Source organism: Candidatus Pedobacter colombiensis (genome assembly GCA_029202485.1).
In the GTDB taxonomy this organism is placed as follows: Bacteria; Bacteroidota; Bacteroidia; order Sphingobacteriales; family Sphingobacteriaceae; genus Pedobacter; species Pedobacter colombiensis.
The window spans coordinates 1,969,484-1,994,987 of the sequence record CP119313.1 but is presented as its reverse complement, the minus strand read 5'-3'; the positions used below and the strand labels follow the sequence as shown (position 1 = coordinate 1,994,987).

The following is a 25,504-nucleotide window of genomic DNA, read 5'->3' as shown; positions in this document are numbered from 1 at the left end:
TTAGTATAACCCATAAAGTTAAAAAGTATGGAAAATCATTCGGGCCTGGTAGAAGAACTTGCCGCCAGATTTGGAAACTCTACTTTTACCTCACAACACACAGTTGATGAGGTGGTAACTTTATGGATTGAAAAAAAAGACATTACCGACGTCCTAAATTACCTGAAAAACATCATCTCATATCCTTTTGAGCTACTGTACGACCTCAGTGCCAATGATGAAAGGAGCTTATCTAAAAACGGATCGCCAGCTGCTGATTTTGTCATTATATATCACCTGCTATCTTTTAAGCGAAACTGTTTTATCCGTATCAAAGTAGCCTTACATGGTGAACATCCTACCGTCCAATCCATTACATCTCTATGGAAAAATGCCAATTGGTATGAACGTGAAGTTTATGACATGTTTGGGATAACCTTTGAAGGACACCCCAATTTACGTAGGATCTTAATGCCACTAACATGGGAAGGACACCCTTTAAGAAAAGAACACCCAGCAAGAGCTACCGAAATGGGGCCATTTAAACTTGATGAGGAGCAACAAGACCATGAGCAAGAGGCTTTACAGTTCCACCCGGAAGAATGGGGTTTAAAAAGACATAGTAAGGACACTGATTTCATGTTCCTCAATCTAGGACCGCAGCACCCTGGGACACATGGCATTTTACGCATTATCCTTCAGCTAGATGGAGAAAACATTGTGGATGCTGTTCCTGATATTGGTTTTCATCACCGTGGGGCAGAAAAAATGGGTGAACGACAGTCATGGCATACCTACATACCTTATACCGACCGTATAGATTATCTGGGCGGTGTAATGAATAATCTGGCTTATTTAATAGCTGTAGAGAAATTAGCAGGTATTACTGTTCCCGAACGGGTAAAGGTAATTCGGGTAATGCTATGTGAATTTTTCCGAATTGCCAGTCACCTGGTATGGTATGGGACATTTGCGCAAGACTTGGGACAGCTTTCTCCGGTATTCTACATGTTTACCGACAGAGAAAAGATCTTTGATATTGTAGAAGCAATATGCGGTGCAAGAATGCACCCTAACTGGTTTCGAATTGGGGGAATTGCTCAAGATTTGCCAAAAGGTTGGGATAAATTGGTTAGTGACTTTATCGCTTACTTTCCAAAAAGACTAAAAGAATATCAACAGATGGTGATGCGAAACAACATTTTCAAAGCCAGAACAATAGGAATTGGGATTTATACCACACAAGAAGCCTTAGAATGGGGAGTAACCGGACCAGGATTGCGAGCTTGCGGACTGGAATGGGATTTCAGGAAAAAACAGCCTTATTCAGGTTATGAAAATTTTGAATTTGATATTCCATACGCACAAAATGGCGATTGCTATGACCGGGCAGTGGTAAGAATTGAAGAGATGTGGCAAAGCCTGCGTATTATAGATCAATGCTTGAAAAATATGCCTGAGGGGAACTATATGTCCGATCACGCCTTAGCCACTCCGCCACTCAAAAAAAACACCATAAAGGACATTGAAACCCTCATTACCCATTTCTTAAATGTAAGCTGGGGTCCTGTAATTCCTCCTGGAGAAGCTATGAGTTGTATCGAAGCGACTAAAGGAGCCAACAGCTATTACCTCACCAGTGATGGCAATACTTCACCTTACAGAATCAGGATACGAACGCCCTCGTTTCCTCACATGCAAATGTTACCCTATATCAGTAAGGGTTATACAATTGCCGACTTACTGTCCATTTTAGGAAGTATGGACTATGTACTGGCAGATATCGATAGGTAAAACAAAAAAATGCTAACAGCGGAAGAAATAAGGAAAATAGATCATGAAATTGCACTGGTTCCAGTACGAAAAGCTGCCTGTATAGAAGCTTTAAAAATCGTACAAGAGCATAGAGGCTGGATTTCCGATGAAAGTCTTCTGGCTATTGCAGCGCATATAGAAATGTCTGCCGAAGAATTGGATAGCGTAGCCACATTTTACAACCTCATTTTCCGTAAACCTGTGGGCCGAAACATCATTTTACTTTGCGACAGCATCAGCTGCTATGTAATGGGGTATGAACAAATTTATGATCACCTAAAGGCCCGGTTAAACATCAAATTTGGAGAAACCACCCCTGATGCCAGATTTACGTTACTACCTAATGCTTGCCTTGGGGCTTGTGACCATGCCCCCACACTAATGATCAATCATGATTTATATAAAGATTTAACAATCAATGAGCTTGATGAGATACTAAAAACCTATAAATAAACAACGTTATGGAAATGCCCCTGACACAACACATTAGCTTCAACCGTCCCCCGCTTAATCTTAATGATTACGCACATGTTGGTGGCTATCAAGGTGTCCATAGGGCAATTAAAGCCATGACTCCACAAGAAGTGATGACTGTAGTTCAGGAGTCAGATCTTAAAGGCCGCGGGGGTGCTGGCTTTAATACAGGAACCAAGTGGAGCTTCGTTCCAATGAATGATGCGAAACAAACCAAGTATCTAATTGCCAATGCTGATGAAATGGAACCTGGGGCATTCAAAGATCGCTTGCTATTAGAAGGCAATCCACACCAGTTAATTGAAGGCATGATCGTTTCCGCTTACGCGATACAAGCTAATACAGCCTATATTTTTCTGCGCTGGGCATATAAAAAAGCAGCAAGACTTTTAAGGCAGGCTATCGATGAAGCATACGCAGCAGGTTACCTCGGAAACAATATCTTAAGCTCCGGATTTAATCTCGAAATGCACTTGCATACAGGTGTTGGCAGATATATTTGCGGAGAAGAAACTGCCCTACTCAATGCATTAGAGGGCAAACGTGCCACCCCAAGAACCAAACCTCCCTTCCCTCAGGTTAGCGGTTTATTTGGTAAACCTACCATTGTTAACAATGTAGAAACACTTTCAAATATTCCCCATATTATTAACAAGGGAGCTGATTGGTTCAAAGACCTAAGTCCTGGAGCTGATGCTGGGACCAAATTATATGGCATCAGTGGCAAAGTCAATAAGCCGGGAATATGGGAATTGCCAATGCATACAACCATCCGTCAGCTTATTGAAGAACATGCAGGTGGAATGAAAGACGGTTTCAAATTCAGAGGAGTTCTTCCTGGAGGTGCTTCCACTGATTTCCTGATAGAAGAACACCTGGATGTTAAAATGGATTATAAATCAGTAGCCGCAGCAGGCAGCCGTCTGGGTACTGGTACAATGATCATCCTCGACGACCATACCTGTCCGGTTGGTTTTGTACATAACCTCGAACACTTTTTTGCCCAAGAATCCTGCGGTTGGTGTACCCCTTGCCGGGAGGGCTTACCCTGGACCGAGAAAATATTGCTATCCATTGAAAATGGACAAGGACGTATGGAGGATTTAGAACTATTAGAAATGCATACCAAATATATGGGCCCGGGGAGTACATTCTGCGCCCTGGCACCTGGAGCAATGGAACCCCTCCAAAGTAGCCTAAAATATTTCAAAGCAGATTTTGAGAAACACATCAACGAGAAAAAATGTCCCTGGAGGTGAAACACAATGGCAATCATTTATATTGATCATATAGCTTACGATGTAAAACCTGGCAAAAACTTGTTAGAAACTTGTCTATCCCTAGGTTTTAACCTACCCTATTTTTGCTGGCATCCTGCGATGGGCTCAGTGGGTGCTTGTCGCCAATGTGCCATCAAACTTTTTAAAGATGAAGAAGATACCAAAGGTCGCATAGTCATGTCATGCATGGAGACCGTGAAAGATAATATATATTTATCAATTAACGATCCTACCGCTACTGCTTTTAGAGCACAGATCATAGAATGGCTCATGACCAATCATCCGCATGATTGTGCAGTTTGCGATGAAGGTGGTTCCTGTCATTTACAGGATATGACTGTAATGACAGGCCATGCTTACCGTCGCTTCAACTATCAAAAGCGAACCTATAAAAATCAGGATCTTGGCCCCTTTATCAATCATGAGATGAACCGCTGCATACATTGCTACCGTTGCGTCCGGTTTTATAAAGACTATGCCGGAGGAAAAGATCTGGATGCATTTGCCACTCATAATCATGTTTATTTTGGAAGAACAACAGATGGGATACTAGAAAACGAATTTAGCGGAAACCTCGCTGAAGTATGCCCAACAGGTGTTTTTACTGACAAAACTTTAAAAGAACATTATACCCGAAAATGGGATCTGACCATGGCACCTTCTATTTGCCAGCATTGCAGTCTTGGCTGCAATATAATTGGTGGAGAACGATATGGAGAGCTCCGTCAAATCACAAATCGATATAACGCCGAAGTAAATGGCTATTTCATTTGTGATCGCGGCCGGTTTGGATATGAATTTGTAAATAACATTAACCGCATTCAACAACCTTTAATACGTTCCAATATTCCAGAAGCAATAGACAAACAAAGTTTACATCATCACTTAAAAGCGCTTTTATCCAACAATAAAGTAATCGGCATCGCTTCTCCCCGCGCATCCCTGGAATCAAACTTTGCCTTGATGCAGCTGGTCGGAAAAGAAAACTTTTACCAAGGAATTTCTGAAACCGAAGCGCAGCTTATGCGTACGACCCTCCATATTGTAAACTCAGGTCATATTCATACGCCAACTTTAAAAGAAACTGAAACCGCTGATGTTATTTTGATACTGGGAGAAGATTTAACCAATGCTGCCCCGATGCTAGCCTTAGCAATCCGCCAGGCAGCGCATAAAAAAGGATTGATTTTTACAGCTTACCCAACACAAACCAAATTGGACGAGCTCGCATCTAAAAACCATTACCTGGTCCCAGATGAGATTGCCCGTTTAGGGTTCGCTATTGCAAATGTCCTAAACGAAACTGCTCCGGCCCCAATAAAAATGAAGCGTGAAGGCTTAAAAGATGCGCAACACATTGCCAACATGCTAAAAAAAGCGGAAAGACCATTGATAATTTGTGGAACAAGTTTGTATAATGAAGCCATTCTTAAAGCCGCTGCTAATATTGCTTATGCCCTGGCTACCGAAGATAAAAAAGCCAGCCTGTGCTTTGTTGTACAAGAATGTAATTCGATGGGACTGGCAATGATGGAAGCCCCATCTTTAAATCAGGCCGCAGAAGTCCTGAAAAATGGTAAAGCGGATACGGTAATCATTCTGGAAAATGATTTGTATCGAAGAACCAATAAAAAGGACATTGATGATTTCTTCGATTCTTGCAAACAAGTTGTTGTGCTGGATCATTTACATAATGAAACCACCAACAAAGCCAACACCTTGATTCCAGTTGGCACCTTTGCCGAAGCAAACGGAACGATTATTAATAACGAAGGACGAGCGCAACATTTCTTTCAGGTATTTGTACCGAAAAATGAAAACCTAAGAGAAAGCTGGAGATGGCTGGACGAGTTCAGGCAATTTAAAATGGGGACCAATCTTGAAGCATTAACCGACCCTGGTAATCTTCTGGCTAAAATGGCGAAATTAATGCCACAGTTTAAAGGAGTAGAAACCGCTATGCCGGCAACCAATTTCCGTATTGATGGACAAAAGATTCCACGTGAACCGCATCGTTACAGTGGTCGTACAGCAATGCTGGCCAACATCAATGTAAGTGAACCGAAACCACCAGAAGATCCTGATTCGGCTTTATCTTTTACGATGGAAGGCTACAAAGGAATACCACCTGCTCCCCTAACCCCGTTCTTTTGGGCGCCGGGTTGGAATTCCGGACAATCTGTAAACAAATACCAGATTGAGATTGGCGGACCTTTAAAAGGAGAAGATCAGGGCAAAAGGTTGTTCCCGGAAATTTCTTCCAATAAAAACACCTTTCTAAATAATGTACCGCAGCCTTTTAAATCATTACCAGATGAATGGTTGATTGTTCCCTTGCAACATATTTTCGGTTCAGAAGAACTCAGCATTTACACTCAGGGGGTCTCAGAACGAACACCCCAGCCCTATATCGCCATCAACAAGCATGATGCAGAAAACTTAAACACCCGAGAAAATGAAATCCTACAAATACTCATCAACGATCAAAATTATAAGCTACGAGTAAATATAAAAGAGGAACTCCCCAATGGCCTGGCAGGTATCCCTTATCATATTCCGGGGCTGACCGGGATATCATGGCCAGCAAAAGGGATCATAAAAAAAACAACGAAATGAATACTACACTTCAATATATCCTGATGATTGTGGCCATACTATTTGTCTTAACTACAATTGCCGCATGGCTAATATGGGTAGAAAGGCGAATGTTAGCCCTTTGGCAAGATCGGTACGGGCCAAATCGTGCAGGTCCATTTGGCTTATTTATTGTGCTTGCCGACACCATAAAATTGTTTTTCAAGGAAGATTGGATTCCTCCATTTGCAGATAAAACCATCTTTGTGATTGCACCAGCCATTGTAGCAACTACAGTACTCATGAGCTTTTCGGTTATTCCATTTGCTCCTGGCATTCTTATTTCAGATCTCGATGTAGGCTTGCTTTTTTTCCTGGCCATGTCGTCTTTGGGTGTCTACAGCATAGTGCTGGGTGGCTGGGCCTCCAACAGTAAATATTCCTTGTTAGGTGCATTACGTGCTGCAGCTCAGATGATCAGCTACGAAGTATTTATGGGGCTTTCACTTATGGGAGTAGTCATGCTATCGGGCTCATTCAGACTCACGGATATTATACTCGCTCAAAAAGAACACTGGTTCATTATTACACAGCCAGTTGGTTTTGTCATTTTTATGATTGCCGGTATTGCCGAAACCCACCGTTTACCTTTTGATATCCCAGAAGCAGAAAACGAACTCGTAGCCGGTTTCCATTCAGAATATTCAGGGATGAAATTCGGAATGTTCTTTATTGGCGAATACCTTGGCATCACACTCATCTCTGCTATGGTGATAACGTTATTCTTTGGTGGATGGTTAGGCCCTGCTTTCCTCCCTCCTTTGGTTTGGTTTATGCTAAAAACATTTGCTTTCATTCTGTTTTTCATCCTGCTAAGGGCTTCACTTCCCAGACCACGATATGATCAGCTAATGGAATACGGTTGGAAAATATTATTACCTATAGCGCTATTAAACTTGTTAATCACAGGAGGAATTGTACTAATGCTGCATAAATAATGACATCATAAAAAAGAAAAATCATGATCAGTATATTAAGAACTATAGGACTCACTTTTCTGCACATGTTCAGAAAAAGAGAAACCATACAGTATCCGGAAGAAAAGGCTGAGCTGCATCCACGCTGGCGCGGACGAATTGTCCTGACACGTGATCCGGATATGGGCGAACGTTGCGTAGGTTGCTATTTATGCGCCGCAGCTTGTCCGGTAGACTGTATTTCACTACAAGCTACAGAAGATGAGCATGGCAGAAGATATCCTGAGTTTTTCCGCATCAATTTTTCACGCTGCATTTTCTGTGGATTCTGCGAAGAAGCCTGCCCAACCTATGCGATTCAGCTCATTCCAGACTTTGAAATGGCCGAATATAACCGGCAGAATCTGGTTTATGAGAAAGAGGATTTACTAATAGACAGTCAAGGAAAATATCCAGGATATAATTATTACAAAGTTGCCGGCCTGGCAGCGGGTGTTAAAGAAAAAGGTGAGGGAGACAATGAAGATCCTCCTATTGATATACACAGTTTATTACCTTAAATATGAATATTGCGTTCTATATAGCCGCTGCTGTGACCCTGATTTCTACCATCATGGTCATCACCAGACACAACCCGGTGCATGCATTACTGTATCTGGTCATTTCCTTGTTATCATTATCTGTCATCTTTTTCTTACTGGGAGCCCATTTTGCCACATTACTGGAGGTCATCATCTACGCAGGTGCAATTATGGTACTTTTTATCTTTGTGATTATGCTTTTAAACCTCGGTAAAGAGACAGCAAAGCAAGAGCAGCAATGGCTTAAACCGAAGATATGGATTGGTCCCACCATTTTATCTGCCATACTTTTTGCCGAGCTGTTTTACCTAATCATTATAGCTCAGCCCAGTCCCTACAATATGCAGGCAGTTGATGCCAAAGCTGTAGCCATTTCACTATTCAAGCCCTACTTTATCGGTGTAGAACTGGCTGCAATGCTATTAATGGCAGGTGTAGTAAGTGCTGCACATATTGGACAACATAAAAAAACAGAATTGCACCGTTTTCTAAAAGAGGAGGAACCATCATGACATCATCCATATCTATAGAAATGGTTATCCTGCTAGCCGCATTACTTTTCGCACTGGGAATTGTTGGAGTTATAATCCGAAAGAACATCATTTTCATGCTGATATCTGTTGAAATAATGCTAAATGCTTCAGGTTTAGCTTTTGTGGCAGCAGGTTCACGCTGGGTGCAGCCCGACGGGCAAGTAATGTTCATCTTTATTCTGGCTATGGCAGCAGCAGAGGTTTCGGTTGGACTAGCATTAATCCTCCAAATCTATCATCAGCATAAATCATTGGATATTGACAAATTAAAAGAAATGAAAGGATAATTAACATGAATAACCTACTGTGGCTCATTCCTGCTTTACCACTTGCCGGCTTTTTGACGCTGGCATTTGCCGGTAACCGCATGTCCCGTACCTGGATTGCCGCAATAGGTTCAGGAAGTGTAAGCCTCTCGGCCATCATCACACTCATTATCGGCATCAATTTCCTTATTCACCCTCCGGTAAGTGGTAACTATTCACAAACCTTGTGGACCTGGATGCAGGTTGGAAGCTTCAACCCTAAGGTTACTCTTTTCCTGGATGCACTATCTCTCGTTTTTACTTTTGTGATCACCTTTATTGGGGCACTCATACATATTTATTCGGTAGGCTTTATGGCCGATGACAAAGACTATTCCCGCTATTTTGCAGCTATGAATTTATTTGTCTTTTCTATGTTACTACTGGTTTTAGCTAATGATTTATTATTACTCTATTTGGGTTGGGAAGGTGTAGGATTGTGCAGTTACCTACTCATTGGATTTTGGTATGAGCATCCGGATAACGGATACGCTGCACGTAAGGCCTTTATCATGACCAGAATTGGCGATACTGCTATGGCTATCGGACTTTTTGTAATATTTTACCAGTTTGGCACATTGGTCATTCCTGATGTACTGGCTAAAGCACCAGCCTTATGGCATCAAGGAGCTGCTCTGGCAACAGTTACTGCACTTTTATTGCTTGCAGGTGGACTTGGAAAATCAGCTCAACTGCCTTTACAAACCTGGCTACCTGATGCAATGGCAGGACCATCGCCTGTAAGTGCACTAATCCATGCCGCTACCATGGTAACGGCCGGCGTCTACCTCATTGCCAGGGTGCACGTTATTTTTCAGCTTTCGCCAATAACGCAAATGACAATAGCTGTAATTGGAGCTGCGACATTGTTCATTGCCGGTTTTAGCGCACTTACACAATATGACATCAAAAAAGTTCTGGCCTATTCTACCATTAGCCAGATCGGATACATGTTTCTTGCCCTGGGTGTTGGCGCATGGACAACCGCCATTTTCCATTTCATGATTCATGCATTTTTTAAAGCACTATTATTCCTGGCAGCCGGCGCTGTGATAGCGGCACTGAATGAGGAGCATAACATGTTCAAAATGGGGGGGCTGAAAACTAAGCTTCCAGTTATTTTCTGGACCTTCCTCATAGGCTCAGCCTCTCTGGCAGCCTTGCCTTTAATAAGTGCCGGCTTCTATAGTAAAGATCAGATTCTTTGGTATGCCTGGGCCGGTCAGCGCGGAACTCCCCTATTGTGGCTCACTGCCTTGCTGGGAGCCTTCATTACAGCTGCCTATACCACAAGAATGATGATCCTTACTTTTTGGGGCAAAGCTAAAACCGAAATCAGTCACCAGCCAGGCAAACTAATGACTATACCAATGATCATACTGGCTTTCTTCTCTCTTTTTGCAGGCTTTATTGAACTACCAGACAACTTTGGTCATTTCACACTTTTTTCAGATCTACTACAGCATTCATTACCAAAAACTATTCTAAAATCTACCGTAAATAGTGAATTACTATTTCAGCTCCTCGCCTCCCTGGCAACTTTTACCGGTATTTATCTAGCCTATATTCTCTATTATAAACAACCCATATATATTCAAAAACTAAAACAAACAGCAGCTATCAGGGCGCTTTATCAATTCTGGCTGTCAGGTTGGGGTTTTGATAAATTATATGACGTATTAATAGTGAAACCTATAACAGTCATCGCTAACGTCAATAAAAATGATGTGATAGATAAACTTTATCAAGGCATTGAAAATATGACAACTAGTCTTTACCGATCCTTATCGTTTACACAATCAGGATCACTCAGGTGGTACATCATGGGTCTGGTTATAGGTGCAATCATCATATTGGGTATACAAATCATATTATGATACTAATCTATCTCATCGGCATATTAATTGGTGGAGGCATACTAAGTTTCCTTCTGGGACTATGGAATAAGCATTTCCCCCGATGGATTGCACTTTGTACTGTGACTGGCTGTTTTATTACTTTAGTATCATTTTGGGTCCACCATTACACCGAAATAAACGTTTCTGCTTCCAGCGACTGGTTGGTTGACTACCAGCGAGACTGGATACCTGCCTTTGGCATAAGCTTTCATTTGGCTATTGATGGATTAAGTCTCTTATTACTGGTGCTTACTCTTTTCATTGGAATTTTGGCTGTACTATGTTCCTGGAATGAGGTGAAAGAACGTGTGAGTTTTTATTATTTCAATTTGCTCTGGATACTAGCCGGAATTTCGGGCGTATTCCTGGCCGTGGATCTATTTTTATTTTACTTCTTTTGGGAACTTATGCTCATTCCCATGTATTTCCTGATTGGAATATGGGGGAGCGAAAAACGGGAATATGCAGCTTACAAGTTTTTCATTTTTACTCAAGCCAGCGGCTTGTTGATGCTCCTGGCCATACTAGGCTTATATTTTATTCATGGACGCAATACCGGTATTTATACCTTCAACTACTTTCAATTACTAGGCACCAGCATCCCTCCAAATACGGGCTTTTGGCTGATGCTGGGTTTTATGATTGCATTTGTGGTAAAATTACCCATTGTCCCTTTTCACTCCTGGTTACCGGATGCCCATAGCGAAGCTCCTACAGCGGGGAGTCTGATATTAGCAGCATTATTATTGAAAACAGGAGCCTATGGTATGCTAAGATTTGTGCTCCCCTTATTCCCGGAAGCAGCAAGAGAATTAGCTCCATGGGCAATGCTGCTGGGCGTGATAGGAATTATTTATGGAGCAATCCTGTCCTATGCACAAACCGATCTCAAACGCCTTGTGGCCTATACAAGTATCAGCCACATGGGATTTGTCATGTTGGGTATCTTTGCCTTCAACGAGTTGGCACTACAGGGTGTCGTAATGCAGTTAGTTACACATGCTATAAGCACTGGAGCCCTATTCATTATGGCTGGAATGCTTAAAGAACGCCTTCATACCCGAGATCTCAATCAGATGGGGGGACTTTGGAGTCAAATGCCACAAATGGGTGCTGTCTCGATATTACTTGCTATGGCCTCCCTGGGATTACCCGGATTGGGCAATTTCGTTGCTGAATTTCTCATTTTATTAGGTGCCTTTAAAGCTAATTTATTACTTACCATTATTGCTACTATTGGCCTTATTTTTTCAGCCATTTATGCCTTAAGAATTGTACAAAAAATATTCTTTGGCCCCGCAAAAACAACAGATCCAATTCATGATTTTTCATGGAGAGAAACCCTGATTATGGCATCCCTTGCATTTAGCCTTATATGGTTGGGTCTTTATCCGCAACCTATTATTAATACTGCCAAACCTATCGTTAATAAATTAGAGAAATTATTCCCGGCTCCTCCGATAACATCAACCACATACAGATCAGTCATCATAAAAAAAGAAGAACACAATGTCAAGTAACGATTTTTTCGCACTTACACCATTACTAGTACTTGCCGGTTCTTCCGTGCTAATTATGCTCCTTATTGCCCTAAAACTTAATCACCGAAGTATCCAGTTCAGTAGTCTGATATTATTTAGTATAGCTTTCGCTGCTCTTTTTAATATTCAAAAAGTACTTCCTTGTCCTATTCAACCCTTGTTTATCATTGATGGATTCTCTGTATTCGTTATGGGACTCATCATTTTTTCAAGCCTGGTGGTCAATATTCTTTCTTATGTATATTTCGAAGAAAAAGAAGAAAATCCTAAAGAATACTATATATTGTTGTTTCTATGTACCCTTGGGGCCTGTATTCTGGCGATCAGTAAGCATTTTATTTCTTTATTCCTGGGTCTCGAAATCCTGACTGTTGGTCTGTATGCACTCATTGCCTATTTGCGAACCAGGCATCACAATATAGAAGCAGGGATTAAATACCTTGTGCTAGCTGCCTTCTCTTCTGCCTTCCTTCTTTTTGGGATGGCACTAATTTACCTTGAAACCGGGAGCATGGATTTTTCTGCAATTGCCAGCAATATATCCATGCTTAAGTCTTTATCACCCCTATTTTTAACCGGTTTAGGAATGATGCTGGTAGGGATAGGATTTAAATTAGCGGTCGTCCCCTTTCATATGTGGGCTGCAGATATATATCAGGGATCACCCACACCTGTAACGGCCTTTATTAGCACAGCTTCTAAAGGTGGTGTGCTTGCTGTTCTTTTGCGTTTTTTTGTAATGATTGATGGTTACCGCTTCAAGGTGTTCCTGCTTACTTTAATCAGTATTGCCATTGCTACAATGATTATTGGTAATCTGCTTGCTTTACAGCAAAAGAATGTAAAACGTATTCTGGCTTATTCTTCAATTGCGCACCTTGGTTATATATTAGTTGCCCTCGTTCCTGGTAGTTCACTCGGCATTCAAGCACTCTGTTTTTATTTGATAACCTATTTTATAACAACCCTAATCGCTTTTGGAGTAATTACTATTTTGTCGAACAAAGAAACAGATGCAGAAGATATCGAAAGTTACCGGGCATTATTTTGGCGACACCCTGTTCTAGCCTGTATTTTTAGCATGGCTTTGCTCTCTCTGGCTGGAATACCATTAACTGCAGGTTTTGTAGGAAAATTTTACATACTAGCCGCTGGACTTCAGAACGGCTTTTTAATAGCGACATTAGTCCTTGTTATCAGTAGTGTAATTGGCTTGTACTATTACCTCCGTATTATAACAGCCATGTTCACAAAACAACAAAGTATTTTATCTGAAGAAAAAAATACCCACCCGGCTTTTTACATAACTGGCATTCTTATTTTATCTATGCTTACTTTTTTAATCGTTTGGCTTGGAGTTTATCCATCCGGTTTAATGAATTCTATTATAGATTTTAAAATCAAATGATAAATTACGTTAATTTGCATCATTACTTTTTAACACTATTTAACACAAACTGTTTTACGTTTTTTTGATCTTTACGACTATGTTTAAAGAAATTCGCAATAAATATCTCCGTTATTCAAGTATATTCCTTTTTTGTATCATCATCTTTTTTTGTGCGCTGCAACTCAACTTCTTATGGCTATTCGGCTACTCTCCTTCTTATGAAGATATCAAAACACCAACCCTTCGCGTAGGTTCAGAATTGTACACTTCAGATGGGAAGCTGATCGGCCGTTATTATAAAGAAAACCGTACGCCGGTAAATTTTAACGAAATATCACCCAGTGTAATCAATGCATTGGTAGCAACAGAAGACGTTCGCTTCTATAGCCATATGGGTATCGATTTCCGCTCCCTCCTTTCCAGCGGAATTTCTACGGCAACGGGCGACAAACGTGGAGCAAGTACCATTACACAACAGCTCGCGAAAAACCTGTACCAGACCAGATACAATAAATCACAAGGCTTTTTAAGTCATGTTCCAGTACTTCGTACCATTATTGCAAAACTAAAAGAATGGCTAACCGCAGTAAAATTAGAATCCAATTATTCTAAAAACGACATCATTACCATGTATTTAAATACCGTTTCATTTGGTAATAATGCTTATGGTATCAAAACAGCATCCCGCATCTATTTCGATAAAGAAGCCAACCAACTTGATGTGCCTGAATCAGCCTTGCTAGTAGGGATGCTAAAAGGCACGACAACTTACAATCCTATCAGAAATCCTCAAAAAGCATTGGAGCGTCGAAATGTTGCTTTGGCACAGATGAATAAATACAACTTTATATCTGCCGCTGAATTAAACACTTACAAAAACACACCTATAAAACTTAAAGAAGGAAGAGTAGATGAGGGAAGTGACGGCGATTCTTATTTAAGAGCCGCAGTAGATAAATACCTGGAGAAATGGTGTAATGACAATGGTTACGACCTATATGAAGATGGCTTAAAGATATATACAACTATAGATTCCAAGTTACAGCAATATGCTGAGGAAGCTGTAGCCGACCAAATGAAAACCTTGCAAAAAAGATTTTATAGTGTTTGGGGCAATCAAGATCCATGGCAAGATTCGGAAGGAAAAAAAGTAGATTATCCTGATCGTGCAATGCGTAACCTCCCTATCTACAAACTGCTGGAAAAGAAATACGCCAATACCCCTGATTCTGTAACAGCCTATTTTAACAAAAAGAAAAAGATGAAAATCTTTACCTGGAAAGGTGACCGCGATACGCTATTCTCCACTATGGATTCTATCCGTTACTATGGAAAAATGATGAATACAGGAATGATGACCCTTGATCCTTTTAATGGTAAAATAAAAGTTTGGGTGGGTGGTATCGATCATAAGTATTTCAAGTACGACCACGTAAATCAATCTAAAAGACAGGCAGGATCTACATTTAAGCCTTTCGCCTACTTAGCGGCTTTAGAAAGCGGTATGAGTCCTTGCGATAAATTCACCGATAAACCAGTTAAGATTGCGTTTCAGGAAAATGGAAAAACGGAGTATTGGGAACCTAAAAATGCCAGCTGGAGTAATACTTATAGCGAAATGTCACTCCGTTTAGCCATGGCAAGATCTGTAAACACCATTACCGCCCAGGTTACAGAAAAAGTGGGTTGGGACAATGTCGTAAAATGGGCAAAGGAATGTGGTATCGATAGCCACTTAGAATCGGTTCCATCTGTTAGCTTAGGTCCAAATGATGTCACCGTATTTGAAATGGTTAAAGCCTATGGTACCTTTTTAAATGGAGGACTAAAAACTGATCCTATTCTGGTTGAGAAGATTACTGACCTGGATGGCAACATCATTCAAGAATTTAAAGCCAAAACCAAAAGAGTTTTAACTGAAGAGCTATCCTGGTTAATGCTATATATGTTGAGAGGTGGTATGGAAGAACCGGGTGGAACATCACAGGCGCTATGGGAATGGGACCTTTGGAAAAAAGGAAATCAGATTGGTGGAAAAACGGGTACTTCAAGTGACTACGTAGATGCCTGGTACATGGGCGTTACCAAAGACCTGGTTACCGGCATTTGGGTAGGTTGCGATGAACGCACCGCACACTTTAAAAACGGAGAAACAGGTGAAGGCTCCAGAACAGCACTTCCAATTTTTGGTAAGTTCATGGAAAAAGTATACAAAGATCCAAGTACAGGATATACCATGGGCCCTTTCCCTAAAGCAAAAGTAAAAATCACAAGAGAAATCAACTGCCCTACACCTCGATATGAAAGAGATACTACTGCAACCGATAGTTTGGCTGTAGATTCTACAAATTTTGAAGTACCTCCAATACAAGATCCACAACCTGTTTCAACTGAACCTGTGGTACAGAAAACAGAAGAAAAGAAAACGACTGAACCCATCAAGCAACCTGCCGTAGAAGTTCCCTTAACAAAAAAGGAAGAAAGGATTCTAAGAAGACAACAACGCCAGGAAGAAAGAGAAAAAAAGAAAAATAACGATCTATGAACCAAACCTATACTTTCCTTCGAAGATTAATTGCTGTCCTATTTATCCTTACAATATCTTCTGCCGCGCTTCAAGCTCAGTATTTCGGACAAAACAAGGTGCGTTACAACAACGAGAAATTTAAAGTTTTACAAACCCCACATTTCGAAATCTATTATTACCTGCAGAATGAAAAATTGATTGAGAAGTTTGCTCAGGATGCAGAAACCTGGTACAAAATGCACCAGGAAATATTCAAAGATACTTTTGTAAAAAAGAATCCGATCATTCTGTATAATAACCATCCCGATTTTCAACAAACTACAGCTCTTCAGGGCGAAATAGGTATCGGAACTGGTGGTGTTACTGAAGCTTTCAAAAACAGGGTAATCATGCCTGTAATGGAGTTGAACAACCAAACAAGACACGTATTAGGTCACGAACTTGTTCACGCCTTCCAATATCATCTCCTGCTGGAAAAAGACTCTATAAATCTTGAAAATGTTAGCCAGATTCCTCTATGGATGATCGAAGGTATGGCTGAGTATTTATCAGTAGGTAAAACAGATGCTTTTACCTCTATGTGGATGCGCGACGCCCTGTTAAACAGAGATATCCCTTCATTAAAAGACCTCACCAACTCTAATAAATACTTCCCTTACCGCTATGGTCAGGCATTTTGGACTTTTGTTGGTTCAGTTTATGGAGACACCACCATTGTGCCTCTATTTAAAGCAACGGCAAAATATGGTTACGAAAATGGACTAAGATACACTTTTGGTTATGACGACAGAGCACTATCAGGCTTATGGAAAAATGCAATTGAGGCACATTACCGTCCAATGCTTAAAACCGATAGCTCTCAGATCAGAATTACAGGAACAAAAATCATAGACAACAAAAATGCAGGTAACATGAATGTTGCCCCATCCATTAGTCCTGATGGTAAATACCTTGCATTTTTATCAGAAAAGGATCTTTTCGGCATCGATCTCTTTCTCGCAGATGCTAAAACCGGAAAAATCCTCAGAAAGTTAAGCAGTCAGGTATCCAACTCTCATATTGATGACTTTAACTTCCTGGAATCAGCCGGCACATGGTCACCAGATGGTAAACAGTTTGCTTTTAGTATTTTCAGTAAAGGTAAAAACCAATTGATGATCATCAATGTAGACAATGGAAGTGTTGCATTGCGTGCACAAATGGGTGATGTGGCTCAATTTGGAAACCTATCCTGGTCTCCGAATGGCGAAGACATTGCTTTCTCAGGAATGATACAGGGCCAAAGTGACATTTTCTCTTATAATCTTAAAACGAAGATCGTTACTCAGATCACCAATGATGTATATTCCGACTATGCTCCTGCTTATTCACAAGATGGTAAGAAAATAGCATTCTCCTCTGATAGAGCTTCTTTAAAAAGTAATAGCATTGCCGCTGTTCACCCTATTAATTTGAGCATTTATGATGTAGAAAGTAAATCATTAACTGATGTTCCTGTTTTTCCAGGTGCCAATAACCTCAATGCACAATTCTCTGGTGATAGTAAAAGATTGTTTTTCCTATCCAACAGAGACGGATTTAGAAATCTTTACGAATATACCCTGGCAGATAACAGTGTAAAACAGCTTACAGACTATTTTACAGGCATCAGCGGGATTACCGAATTCTCGCCAGCCATTTCTGTATCCAGAAATGACGAGATCGTATACAGTTACTACCGCTCACAACGCTATACACTTTACAACGCCCGGGCAAGTGCATTCCATGCAAAACCAGTGGACGCCAATGCAGTAAACTTCGATGCTGCCATCCTACCTCCAATGGAAAGCACCGGCGTTGACATTGTCAATTCCAATCTGAATAACTTCGAACGCTTTGAACGAACAATTACGGACTCTATGCGGCTTGTTCCTTACAAACCTAAATTCAAATTGGATTACCTGGCCAATAGTGGTGTAGGTGTTTCTACCAGCCGATTTGGTACTGGCGTACAGGGTGGTATTGTGGGTTTGTTTAGCGATATCGTGGGCCGAAATCAAATCATCGCCAATCTATCTGTTAATGGAGAAATTTACGATATAGGCGGATTAGTTGGTTACATCAATCAAGAAAGCAGAATCAATTGGGGCGCAGCCTTATCTCATATCCCTTATTTAAGTGGTTTCCGGGAAATTGTTCCTGACAAACTAAAAGACCGCAACGGAAATGACATCAATGTATTTAATGATAGAACAAACCTAATCAGAACCTTTGAAGATCAAGCCCAACTGTTTGCCGCTTATCCTTTCAATAAAGTACATCGTTTTGAGGCTGGTGGGGCATTTTCTCGTTACAGCTACAGAATTGACCGCATCAGTAATTATTATGAAAATGTAGGCGGTCAAATCGGTTATTACATCACTTCTGATAAAACAAAAGTTCCTTTAAACCAGGCTACCAATGAATATGGAATGCCGTTCAAAAGCTTCAATATTTTCCAGGTAAATGCTTCTTTTGTGGGCGACAACTCTATAAATGGAATCACCTCTCCTTTAGATGGTTTTAGATATAGAGTAGGAATGGAGCAATATTTTGGCGATTACAAGTTCTCTGCAGTTAACGTTGACTTAAGAAAATACTGGCGTTTAAAGCCAGTTACGCTTGCTGCAAGAAGTTATAACTACCTAAGAATAGGTAAAGAAGGCGAAAACCTTTATCCATTGTTTATCGGATATCCGTATTTAATAAGAGGATATGAGGCAACCTCTCTTTACAACAACAGCTCGGGTATTTCCAATGGTTTTGATATCAATCAGCTATCCGGAAATAAAATTGCTGTATTCAACTTTGAGCTAAGACTTCCCTTTACCGGGCCTAAAAAACTAGCTGCAATTCCATCGAAATTCATGTTTACAGATCTAAACGTCTTCTTTGACGCTGGTTTAGCCTGGAATGAAGGATCTAAGGTTGTTTTCAAAAATCAACCGGAAAACAATATAGATCCTAAGCTTGATGTAAATGGAAATATCTTGCACGACAAAAATGGGAATCCGATTTATCAGAAAACGAATGAGCGTGTTCCGGCAATGAGTGTAGGTATATCACTTAGGGTTAATGTATTTGGTGCTTTTGTACTAGAACCTTACTATGCCTTCCCTTTCCAGCGTAAAGATATCTCTGGCGGTGTATTTGGATTAACCTTTGCACCCGGGTGGTAGTTACGCCAACCTGATTTTTAAGGCCGATCCTGATTGATCGGCCTTTTTTGTATAATTATATGGGCGTTAATTAGGAAAGCATATTAAAAGCCAGGTTCACCTGGTTGATCATTTTTCTCCCGGAAGTGATGTGTTCGAAATCTAAGCCAATAGTTAAATCAACCCAGTCCGGATTACAAGCCCTTACCAGGCGCTCCTTCTGCGTTCTGGTAAATCTGCTGATCAGTTTAAAGCGACTTAATGCCTGAGCCTCCGTTTTAAATTCCTCAAAATAAACAAGTCTTGTCAACTGCTGTCCACTGTCAAAGAATAAACAAGGCATTTGTTTATAGAAATCTAATGTTTTAATTAGATCAGAACTCATTCCTACATGTAAACTCGTTCTGTTTCTGTCTGTTACCACGTACACAAATTTTTTCATAACATTAAGCTTAAATAAAATAAACTAAATTAGTTAGCACACCTATTGGATATCCGAATTAATAATACTAACTTTATTGGCACAATAATACTAACAATATTAGTAAAAACAAATTTATTTTAACTTTTTATTTTATGTCAAACATTTCATCCAACCTTAAGTACTTAAGAAAGAAAAAAGGCCATACCCAGCAGCAATTCGCTGATGCTATGGAAATTAAAAGGTCACTTATTGGCGCTTATGAAGAAGATCGGGCTGAACCAAAATACGATTTACTAAAAAAAATAGCAGAATACTTTGACCTAACAATAGATGAGTTTATTAACGAAAACATCAATGAAGATTGGAAACCAAAGCCAAAAAGCCAGGGATCAAATCTTCGTATATTAAGTATATCTGTTGATAAAGATGACAACGAGAATATAGAGATGGTTCCCGTAAAGGCCAGTGCAGGATATTTAAACGGATTTGCCGATCCACAATACATTAAAGAACTACCCAAATTTCAACTACCGCTTCCCTTTTTAAAACATGGCACCTTTAGGGCTTTTGAAATTATGGGTGATTCTATGCTACCCATACAACCTGGAAGCATAATCGTTGCAGAATATATGGACAACTGGAATGATGTTAAAACCGGAGAAACCTATATCATAGTCAGCAAAAATGAAGGTGTTGTTTACAAAAGAGCCGGAAACCGTTTCAAGGAAAATAAAGATCTAAAACTTATTTCCGACAATAAGATCTACGATCCTTATACTGTTTCTGCTGATGACATCCTGGAGATCTGGAAGGCCAAAGCTTACATTTCAACTGCTTTACCTGATCCAACACCAGAACCGACTATAGAAACACTAAGCACCATGATGGCACAGATGCAGAAGTCCATCTCACAACTGAACAAAAACTAAAGGCCTATACTACCTGTTGAATTGACCACGGAGTAGCTGCGAAGCAAAATAAATTCAGCTCAACAGGTATACTTTAATCTGCTTTGTATATTTTTGAAGACCATGAACAAAGCAGAGCAATTCATTCAAAGTAGGTTACAGCAAAGAGCCGACAAAGGCATACTAAGAGCACTCTCATCTACAACCCTTCCTATAGACTTTTCTTCCAATGATTATCTTGGTTTCGCCAGATCGGCCGAATTAAAAATACGAACTGCAACTACGCTAGGTCAAATACAACATTATAAGAATGGTTCTACTGGCTCCCGATTGCTCAGTGGAAATCACCCATTTACGGAAAAGACTGAACAAACCATTGCAGATTTTCATCAGGCAGAGGCAGGACTTATCTTCAATTCCGGTTATGATGCTAATATAGGACTCATATCAAGCTTAGCGCAGCGAGGTGACACCATCATATCCGACGAACTCATACACGCCAGTCTGATAGATGGAGCCCGGCTCAGTCATGCCAACCGATACACCTTTAAACATAACAATCTGGATGAGCTGGAAGCCAAATTAAAAATAGCCAAAGGCAATGTTTATGTACTTACAGAAAGTGTATATTCTATGGATGGTGACATAGCCCCATTAGCAGAAATCAATAACCTTTGTCAGCAATACCAGGCACAGCTCATCGTAGATGAAGCTCATGCCCTTGGCATATTCGGAGATCATGGTAAAGGCCTGGTTCAAATGCTTGGACTAGAGAAGGAAGTCTTTGCGCGCATTGTAACTTTTGGCAAAGCATTGGGATGTCATGGTGCCATTGTACTTGGAAACACAAATCTGCGCACGTACCTCATCAACTTTGCCCGCTCATTTGTCTATACTACTGCTGCCCCTATCCACTCCATCGCCGCAATTCAATCGGCATACCAAATGCTGATCACAACAGATTACACCATACAGATCAAATCAAAAATAGCCTTATACCTTGATTTATTAAAAAACTCGAATATCCGTACTATCGAAAGTGTAAGTGCCATACAAACTGTTTTATTTAACGATAATATTGAAGCGAAAGCAGCTGCCCAAACATTACAAAATCAAGGGCTCGATGTAAGAGCCATACTAAGTCCTACCGTTGCCGAAGGAAAAGAAAGACTAAGAATTTGTCTTCATCTATTTAACAGCGAACAGGAAATTGAAAAATTAATTAATGAACTAAAGACCTTAAAACATGAATAATACTTATTTTATTACAGGTATCGGTACAGGTATTGGCAAAACGATTGTCAGTGCAGTACTCACAGAAAAGTTGAAAGCAGACTATTGGAAGCCTGTGCAATCTGGCGACCTCGACGTTAGCGATAGTCTGTTTGTTAAACATCTGGTTAGTCCCGATACCATCATACACCCAGAAAGCTACCGTCTTAGTCAGCCCTTATCTCCACACTTATCGGCAAGATTAGATGGGATCAACATTACACTAGAATCTATAAAAAAACCACAAACGAATAATCACCTGATCATTGAAGGTGCCGGAGGTCTCATGGTCCCCTTAAATGACCATGAGTTAATACTCGACCTGATCAAAGGTTTACAGACTAAAGTGATTGTTGTATCTCAAAACTATCTGGGTAGCATTAATCATACCTTACTTACATTGGAAACACTTAAAGCGAATCAGATCGATGTAGCTGGTTTGATCTTTAACGGTACTGAAAATCAAGAAAGCGAACAATACATTGCAAACTATAGCAAGATAAAAGTGCTCGGCAGAATTCCAAAAATGAGCGTAGTAGATAGCGAAAGTATTAAAAGAGCAGGTGAACACATTACATTATAGTCCTGCCAAAAAATTTAGTCCATAAAAAAGGGAAGTCAATCGACTTCCCTTTTTTATAACTTATTAGTTATATCTATTTTACTGCATCAATTACAGCTTTAAAAGCCTCTGGATGGTTCATAGCTAAATCTGCTAAAACTTTACGGTTTAAACCGATGTTTTTGCTAGCTAATTTACCAATTAACTGAGAGTAAGATATACCATGCTGACGTGCTCCAGCATTGATACGCTGAATCCACAATCCGCGGAATTCTCTTTTCTTAACTTTACGGTCACGGTAAGCATATTGCAAACCTTTTTCTACCGTATTTTTAGCAATGGTGAATACCTTGCTTCTTGATCCCCAATAACCTTTGGCTAAATTTAAGACCTTTTTCCTTCTTCTTCTCGAAGCTACTGCGTTTACCGAACGTGGCATGTTTTTGTTGTTTTTGATAAACGGCGTTGCGTATTACAGCAAACTTACTACCGGTTACCTGGTTAAAAATTAATTATTTACCGATTGCAAGCATACGTTTAACGTTGCCCATGTCAGCGTCTGACACCATTGAAGTGTGTCCTAAGTTACGCTTACGTTTAGTCGACATCTTTGTTAAGATGTGGCTTTTGTAGGCATTCTTCCTTGCGATTTTACCTGTTCCAGTAAGCGAAAAACGCTTTTTAGCACTGGAATTGGTTTTCATTTTTGGCATAACCTGTGTTTATTTATGTAATTTATTTATTTCTTAGCAACTTTTGGAGCAAGCGTTAAAAACATACGCTTACCTTCTAATTTAGGTAATAACTCAACCTTGCCTATATCTTCAAGTGCCTGAGCAAACTTCAGCAACAAGATCTCTCCCTGTTCTTTGTAAACAATTGCTCTACCCTTAAAGTGAACATAAGCCCTAACTTTCTCGCCATTTTCAAGAAAACTAATCGCATGCTTTAGTTTAAATTGAAAATCGTGATCGTTAGTGTTAGGTCCAAAACGGATCTCCTTAATTACAGTCTGTTTTGCATTTGCTTTAATCTCTTTCTGCTTTTTCTTCTGCTCGTAAACAAATTTACTGTAATCAATAATCCTACAAACCGGCGGCACTGCGTTTGGAGATATTTCTACCAAATCCAATTCCAATTCGTCGGCAAGGGCCAAAGCTTTTGCCAAAGGATAGATCCCCGGTTCAACATTATCTCCAGCCAATCGCACCTCTTGTGCTCTGATAAACTGATTAATATTATGTTCTGCTTCTTTTTTCTTAAAAGGAGGACGTGGTCCCCTGTTAAATCCTGGTCTGCCTAATGCCAAATTTGTATCTTATTTAAACTGTTATTTCTTTAATTAATAATTCACTAAACTCTTGCAGCGTCATTTCACCTAAATCTCCCTCTCCATGCTTTCTTACTGATGCCTTACCTTCCGCCATTTCCTTCTCACCAATAATCAACATATAAGGGATTTTTTTAACCTCTGCATCCCTGATTTTCCTTCCGATCTTCTCATCACGAAAGTCAATCAGCCCGCGAATATCGGAATTATTTAGTTCATCTGAAACTTTTTTTGCATATTCTTCATACTTTTCAGAGATAGGAAGAATAATAAATTGCTCCGGAGAAAGCCATAAAGGGAAATTCCCCGCACAATGTTCAATCAAAACAGCAATAAAACGTTCTAATGAACCAAACGGTGCCCTATGGATCATAACCGGTCTGTGCTTCTGGTTATCGCTTCCAGTGTATTCCAATTCAAAACGCTCCGGCAAATTATAATCTACCTGAATTGTTCCCAATTGCCACTTTCTACCCAAAGCATCCTTTACCATGAAATCTAATTTCGGACCGTAAAAAGCAGCCTCGCCATACTCCACTACTGTAGGTAAACCTTTTTCAGCAGCAGCCTCTATAATAGCAGTCTCTGCCAAATGCCAGTTCTCATCGCTTCCAATGTATTTAGCTTTATTTTCAGGATCTCTTAAGGAAACCTGTGCGATGTAGTTATCAAATCCTAAAGATTTAAATACATACAGCACCAAATCAATCACCTTCTTAAATTCATCCTTAACCTGGTCTGGTCTGCAAAATAAATGCGCATCATCCTGAGTAAAACCACGAACACGAGTTAAACCATGTAGCTCACCACTTTGCTCATAACGGTACACCGTTCCAAATTCAGCAAAACGTAAGGGAAGATCTTTATAAGAGCGAGGTTTAACCTTATAAATTTCGCAGTGATGCGGACAATTCATCGGCTTTAAGAAGAACTCCTCTCCCTCCTGCGGTGTTTTTATAGGCTGAAAAGCATCCTTACCATATTTCTCATAGTGGCCGGATGTAATGTATAAATTTTTATGTCCGATATGAGGTGTCGCCACCTGCTCATAACCGGCCTTACTTTGCGCCTTAGTTAAAAACTGAACCAGACGTTCACGCAAAGCAGCACCTTTTGGTAACCACAATGGCAATCCCATACCTACTTTTTCAGAAAAAGCAAATAATTCCAGTTCTTTACCCAATTTACGGTGATCCCTTTTCTTAGCCTCTTCAATCATGTGAAGATACTCAGTCAGTTCACTTGCTTTAGGGAAAGTAACCCCATATATACGTGTCAACTGTTTTCTGGTCTCATCACCGCGCCAATAAGCGCCGGCAACGTTCATCAGTTTTACAGCCTTCACAAAACCAGTATTAGGAATATGTGGACCACGACAAAGATCTGTAAACTCACCTTGTGTATAGAAAGTGATCTTACCATCTTCTAAGCCCTCTAAAAGGTCCAACTTATACTCATCACCTTTCTCCTTAAAGTAAGCGATGGCATCAGCCTTAGCAACAGCTTTACGTTCAAAAACTTCTTTCTGCTTTGCCAGTTCGATCATTTTAGCTTCAATAGCTTTAAAATCATCCGATGAGAATTCTCTGTCACCAAAATCAACATCATAATAAAAGCCGGTTTCAATAGCAGGACCAATACCAAATTTTGTTCCTGGATACAAAGTCTCTAAAGCCTCGGCCATAATGTGCGCCGATGAATGCCAAAAAGTGGCTTTACCAGCCTGATCATTCCAGGTCAACAGCTTTACAGAAGCATCAGCCTCAATAGGCCTTGATGAATCCCAAACTTCGCCATTTACTTCGGCGGCTAAAACATTACGGGCAAGTCCCTCTGAAATAGATAAAGCGATTTGATGGGCAGTTGTGCCCTTTTCATACTGTCGGTTAGAACCGTCAGGGAGTGTAATATTAATCATCTACAACTATGATTTAAAAATTAATAAAAAAAATAAATAT

General features: G+C 40.2%; 21 protein-coding genes. 16 read left to right on the top strand and 5 right to left on the bottom strand.

The window, feature by feature from the left end:
- The first annotated feature begins 27 nt into the window (after positions 1 to 27).
- The 13 genes from nuoC to P0Y49_08345 all read left to right on the top strand — a co-directional run bounded on the left by nuoC (position 28) and on the right by P0Y49_08345 (position 19,071).
- On the top strand, positions 28 to 1,773 hold the full coding sequence (gene nuoC, locus P0Y49_08405) for an NADH-quinone oxidoreductase subunit C/D (protein ID WEK21160.1): 1,746 nt from the start codon (positions 28 to 30) through the stop codon (positions 1,771 to 1,773).
- A gap of 9 nt (positions 1,774 to 1,782) precedes the next feature.
- Positions 1,783 to 2,247, top strand: coding sequence for an NADH-quinone oxidoreductase subunit NuoE (gene nuoE / locus P0Y49_08400; protein ID WEK21159.1), 465 nt, complete (start codon positions 1,783 to 1,785; stop codon positions 2,245 to 2,247).
- A gap of 8 nt (positions 2,248 to 2,255) precedes the next feature.
- Positions 2,256 to 3,527: an NADH-quinone oxidoreductase subunit NuoF gene (nuoF, locus tag P0Y49_08395; protein WEK21158.1), complete on the top strand. Its 1,272-nt coding sequence runs from the start codon at positions 2,256 to 2,258 to the stop codon at positions 3,525 to 3,527.
- Positions 3,528 to 3,533: 6 nt separating this feature from the next.
- Complete coding sequence (gene nuoG / locus P0Y49_08390) at positions 3,534 to 6,164, top strand: NADH-quinone oxidoreductase subunit NuoG (protein WEK21157.1); 2,631 nt, start codon at positions 3,534 to 3,536, stop codon at positions 6,162 to 6,164.
- A complete protein-coding gene (gene nuoH / locus P0Y49_08385) occupies positions 6,161 to 7,120 on the top strand; it encodes an NADH-quinone oxidoreductase subunit NuoH (protein WEK21156.1) in 960 nt (319 codons plus the stop codon). The genes nuoG and nuoH overlap by 4 nt, the downstream gene beginning before the upstream one ends.
- 23 nt (positions 7,121 to 7,143) lie before the next feature.
- A complete protein-coding gene (nuoI, locus tag P0Y49_08380) occupies positions 7,144 to 7,659 on the top strand; it encodes an NADH-quinone oxidoreductase subunit NuoI (GenBank protein WEK21155.1) in 516 nt (171 codons plus the stop codon).
- Positions 7,660 to 7,661: 2 nt separating this feature from the next.
- Positions 7,662 to 8,192 carry an NADH-quinone oxidoreductase subunit J gene (gene nuoJ / locus P0Y49_08375; protein ID WEK21154.1) on the top strand — a complete coding sequence of 177 codons (531 nt, stop codon included), beginning with the start codon at positions 7,662 to 7,664 and terminating at the stop codon, positions 8,190 to 8,192.
- Positions 8,189 to 8,500 carry an NADH-quinone oxidoreductase subunit NuoK gene (gene nuoK / locus P0Y49_08370; protein WEK21153.1) on the top strand — a complete coding sequence of 104 codons (312 nt, stop codon included), beginning with the start codon at positions 8,189 to 8,191 and terminating at the stop codon, positions 8,498 to 8,500. The genes nuoJ and nuoK overlap by 4 nt, the downstream gene beginning before the upstream one ends.
- A gap of 5 nt (positions 8,501 to 8,505) precedes the next feature.
- Complete coding sequence (gene nuoL / locus P0Y49_08365) at positions 8,506 to 10,395, top strand: NADH-quinone oxidoreductase subunit L (protein WEK21152.1); 1,890 nt, start codon at positions 8,506 to 8,508, stop codon at positions 10,393 to 10,395.
- On the top strand, positions 10,392 to 11,936 hold the full coding sequence (nuoM, locus tag P0Y49_08360; GenBank protein ID WEK21151.1) for an NADH-quinone oxidoreductase subunit M: 1,545 nt from the start codon (positions 10,392 to 10,394) through the stop codon (positions 11,934 to 11,936). The genes nuoL and nuoM overlap by 4 nt, the downstream gene beginning before the upstream one ends.
- Positions 11,926 to 13,365 (top strand): NADH-quinone oxidoreductase subunit N, encoded by a 1,440-nt coding sequence (locus tag P0Y49_08355; protein ID WEK21150.1) that lies wholly within the window; start codon positions 11,926 to 11,928, stop codon positions 13,363 to 13,365. Before nuoM ends, P0Y49_08355 begins: the two co-directional genes overlap by 11 nt.
- Positions 13,366 to 13,444: 79 nt before the next feature.
- Positions 13,445 to 15,892 (top strand): transglycosylase domain-containing protein, encoded by a 2,448-nt coding sequence (locus P0Y49_08350; GenBank protein WEK21149.1) that lies wholly within the window; start codon positions 13,445 to 13,447, stop codon positions 15,890 to 15,892.
- Positions 15,889 to 19,071 (top strand): basic secretory protein-like protein, encoded by a 3,183-nt coding sequence (locus P0Y49_08345; protein ID WEK21148.1) that lies wholly within the window; start codon positions 15,889 to 15,891, stop codon positions 19,069 to 19,071. The genes P0Y49_08350 and P0Y49_08345 overlap by 4 nt, the downstream gene beginning before the upstream one ends.
- A 70-nt stretch (positions 19,072 to 19,141) precedes the next feature.
- Here the strand turns inward: P0Y49_08345 and P0Y49_08340 are convergent, their stop codons facing one another.
- Positions 19,142 to 19,492 (bottom strand): GIY-YIG nuclease family protein, encoded by a 351-nt coding sequence (locus P0Y49_08340; protein ID WEK21147.1) that lies wholly within the window; start codon positions 19,490 to 19,492, stop codon positions 19,142 to 19,144.
- Positions 19,493 to 19,626: 134 nt separating this feature from the next.
- Between P0Y49_08340 and P0Y49_08335 the strand changes: the two genes are divergently transcribed.
- The 3 genes from P0Y49_08335 to bioD all read left to right on the top strand — a co-directional run bounded on the left by P0Y49_08335 (position 19,627) and on the right by bioD (position 22,237).
- Positions 19,627 to 20,403: a LexA family transcriptional regulator gene (locus P0Y49_08335; protein WEK21146.1), complete on the top strand. Its 777-nt coding sequence runs from the start codon at positions 19,627 to 19,629 to the stop codon at positions 20,401 to 20,403.
- Positions 20,404 to 20,505: 102 nt separating this feature from the next.
- Positions 20,506 to 21,636 (top strand): pyridoxal phosphate-dependent aminotransferase family protein, encoded by a 1,131-nt coding sequence (locus tag P0Y49_08330; GenBank protein ID WEK21145.1) that lies wholly within the window; start codon positions 20,506 to 20,508, stop codon positions 21,634 to 21,636.
- Positions 21,629 to 22,237 carry a dethiobiotin synthase gene (gene bioD / locus P0Y49_08325; protein ID WEK21144.1) on the top strand — a complete coding sequence of 203 codons (609 nt, stop codon included), beginning with the start codon at positions 21,629 to 21,631 and terminating at the stop codon, positions 22,235 to 22,237. The genes P0Y49_08330 and bioD overlap by 8 nt, the downstream gene beginning before the upstream one ends.
- 73 nt (positions 22,238 to 22,310) lie before the next feature.
- Here the strand turns inward: bioD and rplT are convergent, their stop codons facing one another.
- The 4 genes from rplT to thrS all read right to left on the bottom strand — a co-directional run bounded on the left by rplT (position 22,311) and on the right by thrS (position 25,464).
- Positions 22,311 to 22,655 (bottom strand): 50S ribosomal protein L20, encoded by a 345-nt coding sequence (gene rplT, locus P0Y49_08320; protein ID WEK21143.1) that lies wholly within the window; start codon positions 22,653 to 22,655, stop codon positions 22,311 to 22,313.
- Positions 22,656 to 22,728: 73 nt separating this feature from the next.
- Complete coding sequence (rpmI, locus tag P0Y49_08315; GenBank protein WEK21142.1) at positions 22,729 to 22,929, bottom strand: 50S ribosomal protein L35; 201 nt, start codon at positions 22,927 to 22,929, stop codon at positions 22,729 to 22,731.
- A gap of 26 nt (positions 22,930 to 22,955) precedes the next feature.
- On the bottom strand, positions 22,956 to 23,525 hold the full coding sequence (gene infC, locus P0Y49_08310) for a translation initiation factor IF-3 (protein WEK21141.1): 570 nt from the start codon (positions 23,523 to 23,525) through the stop codon (positions 22,956 to 22,958).
- Positions 23,526 to 23,538: 13 nt separating this feature from the next.
- Complete coding sequence (thrS, locus tag P0Y49_08305) at positions 23,539 to 25,464, bottom strand: threonine--tRNA ligase (protein WEK21140.1); 1,926 nt, start codon at positions 25,462 to 25,464, stop codon at positions 23,539 to 23,541.
- Positions 25,465 to 25,504 lie beyond the last annotated feature (40 nt).

Excerpts from the sequence above, each read along its gene's own strand:
- nuoC (WEK21160.1), top strand. The coding sequence starts at position 28 with ATGGAAAATCATTCGGGCCTGGTAGAAGAACTTGCCGCCAGATTTGGA.
- nuoE (WEK21159.1), top strand. The coding sequence starts at position 1,783 with ATGCTAACAGCGGAAGAAATAAGGAAAATAGATCATGAAATTGCACTG.
- nuoF (WEK21158.1), top strand. The coding sequence starts at position 2,256 with ATGGAAATGCCCCTGACACAACACATTAGCTTCAACCGTCCCCCGCTT.
- nuoG (WEK21157.1), top strand. The coding sequence starts at position 3,534 with ATGGCAATCATTTATATTGATCATATAGCTTACGATGTAAAACCTGGC.
- nuoH (WEK21156.1), top strand. The coding sequence starts at position 6,161 with ATGAATACTACACTTCAATATATCCTGATGATTGTGGCCATACTATTT.
- nuoI (WEK21155.1), top strand. The coding sequence starts at position 7,144 with ATGATCAGTATATTAAGAACTATAGGACTCACTTTTCTGCACATGTTC.
- nuoJ (WEK21154.1), top strand. The coding sequence starts at position 7,662 with ATGAATATTGCGTTCTATATAGCCGCTGCTGTGACCCTGATTTCTACC.
- nuoK (WEK21153.1), top strand. The coding sequence starts at position 8,189 with ATGACATCATCCATATCTATAGAAATGGTTATCCTGCTAGCCGCATTA.
- nuoL (WEK21152.1), top strand. The coding sequence starts at position 8,506 with ATGAATAACCTACTGTGGCTCATTCCTGCTTTACCACTTGCCGGCTTT.
- nuoM (WEK21151.1), top strand. The coding sequence starts at position 10,392 with ATGATACTAATCTATCTCATCGGCATATTAATTGGTGGAGGCATACTA.
- P0Y49_08355 (WEK21150.1), top strand. The coding sequence starts at position 11,926 with ATGTCAAGTAACGATTTTTTCGCACTTACACCATTACTAGTACTTGCC.
- P0Y49_08350 (WEK21149.1), top strand. The coding sequence starts at position 13,445 with ATGTTTAAAGAAATTCGCAATAAATATCTCCGTTATTCAAGTATATTC.
- P0Y49_08345 (WEK21148.1), top strand. The coding sequence starts at position 15,889 with ATGAACCAAACCTATACTTTCCTTCGAAGATTAATTGCTGTCCTATTT.
- P0Y49_08340 (WEK21147.1), bottom strand. The coding sequence starts at position 19,492 with ATGAAAAAATTTGTGTACGTGGTAACAGACAGAAACAGAACGAGTTTA.
- P0Y49_08335 (WEK21146.1), top strand. The coding sequence starts at position 19,627 with ATGTCAAACATTTCATCCAACCTTAAGTACTTAAGAAAGAAAAAAGGC.
- P0Y49_08330 (WEK21145.1), top strand. The coding sequence starts at position 20,506 with ATGAACAAAGCAGAGCAATTCATTCAAAGTAGGTTACAGCAAAGAGCC.
- bioD (WEK21144.1), top strand. The coding sequence starts at position 21,629 with ATGAATAATACTTATTTTATTACAGGTATCGGTACAGGTATTGGCAAA.
- rplT (WEK21143.1), bottom strand. The coding sequence starts at position 22,655 with ATGCCACGTTCGGTAAACGCAGTAGCTTCGAGAAGAAGAAGGAAAAAG.
- rpmI (WEK21142.1), bottom strand. The coding sequence starts at position 22,929 with ATGCCAAAAATGAAAACCAATTCCAGTGCTAAAAAGCGTTTTTCGCTT.
- thrS (WEK21140.1), bottom strand. The coding sequence starts at position 25,464 with ATGATTAATATTACACTCCCTGACGGTTCTAACCGACAGTATGAAAAG.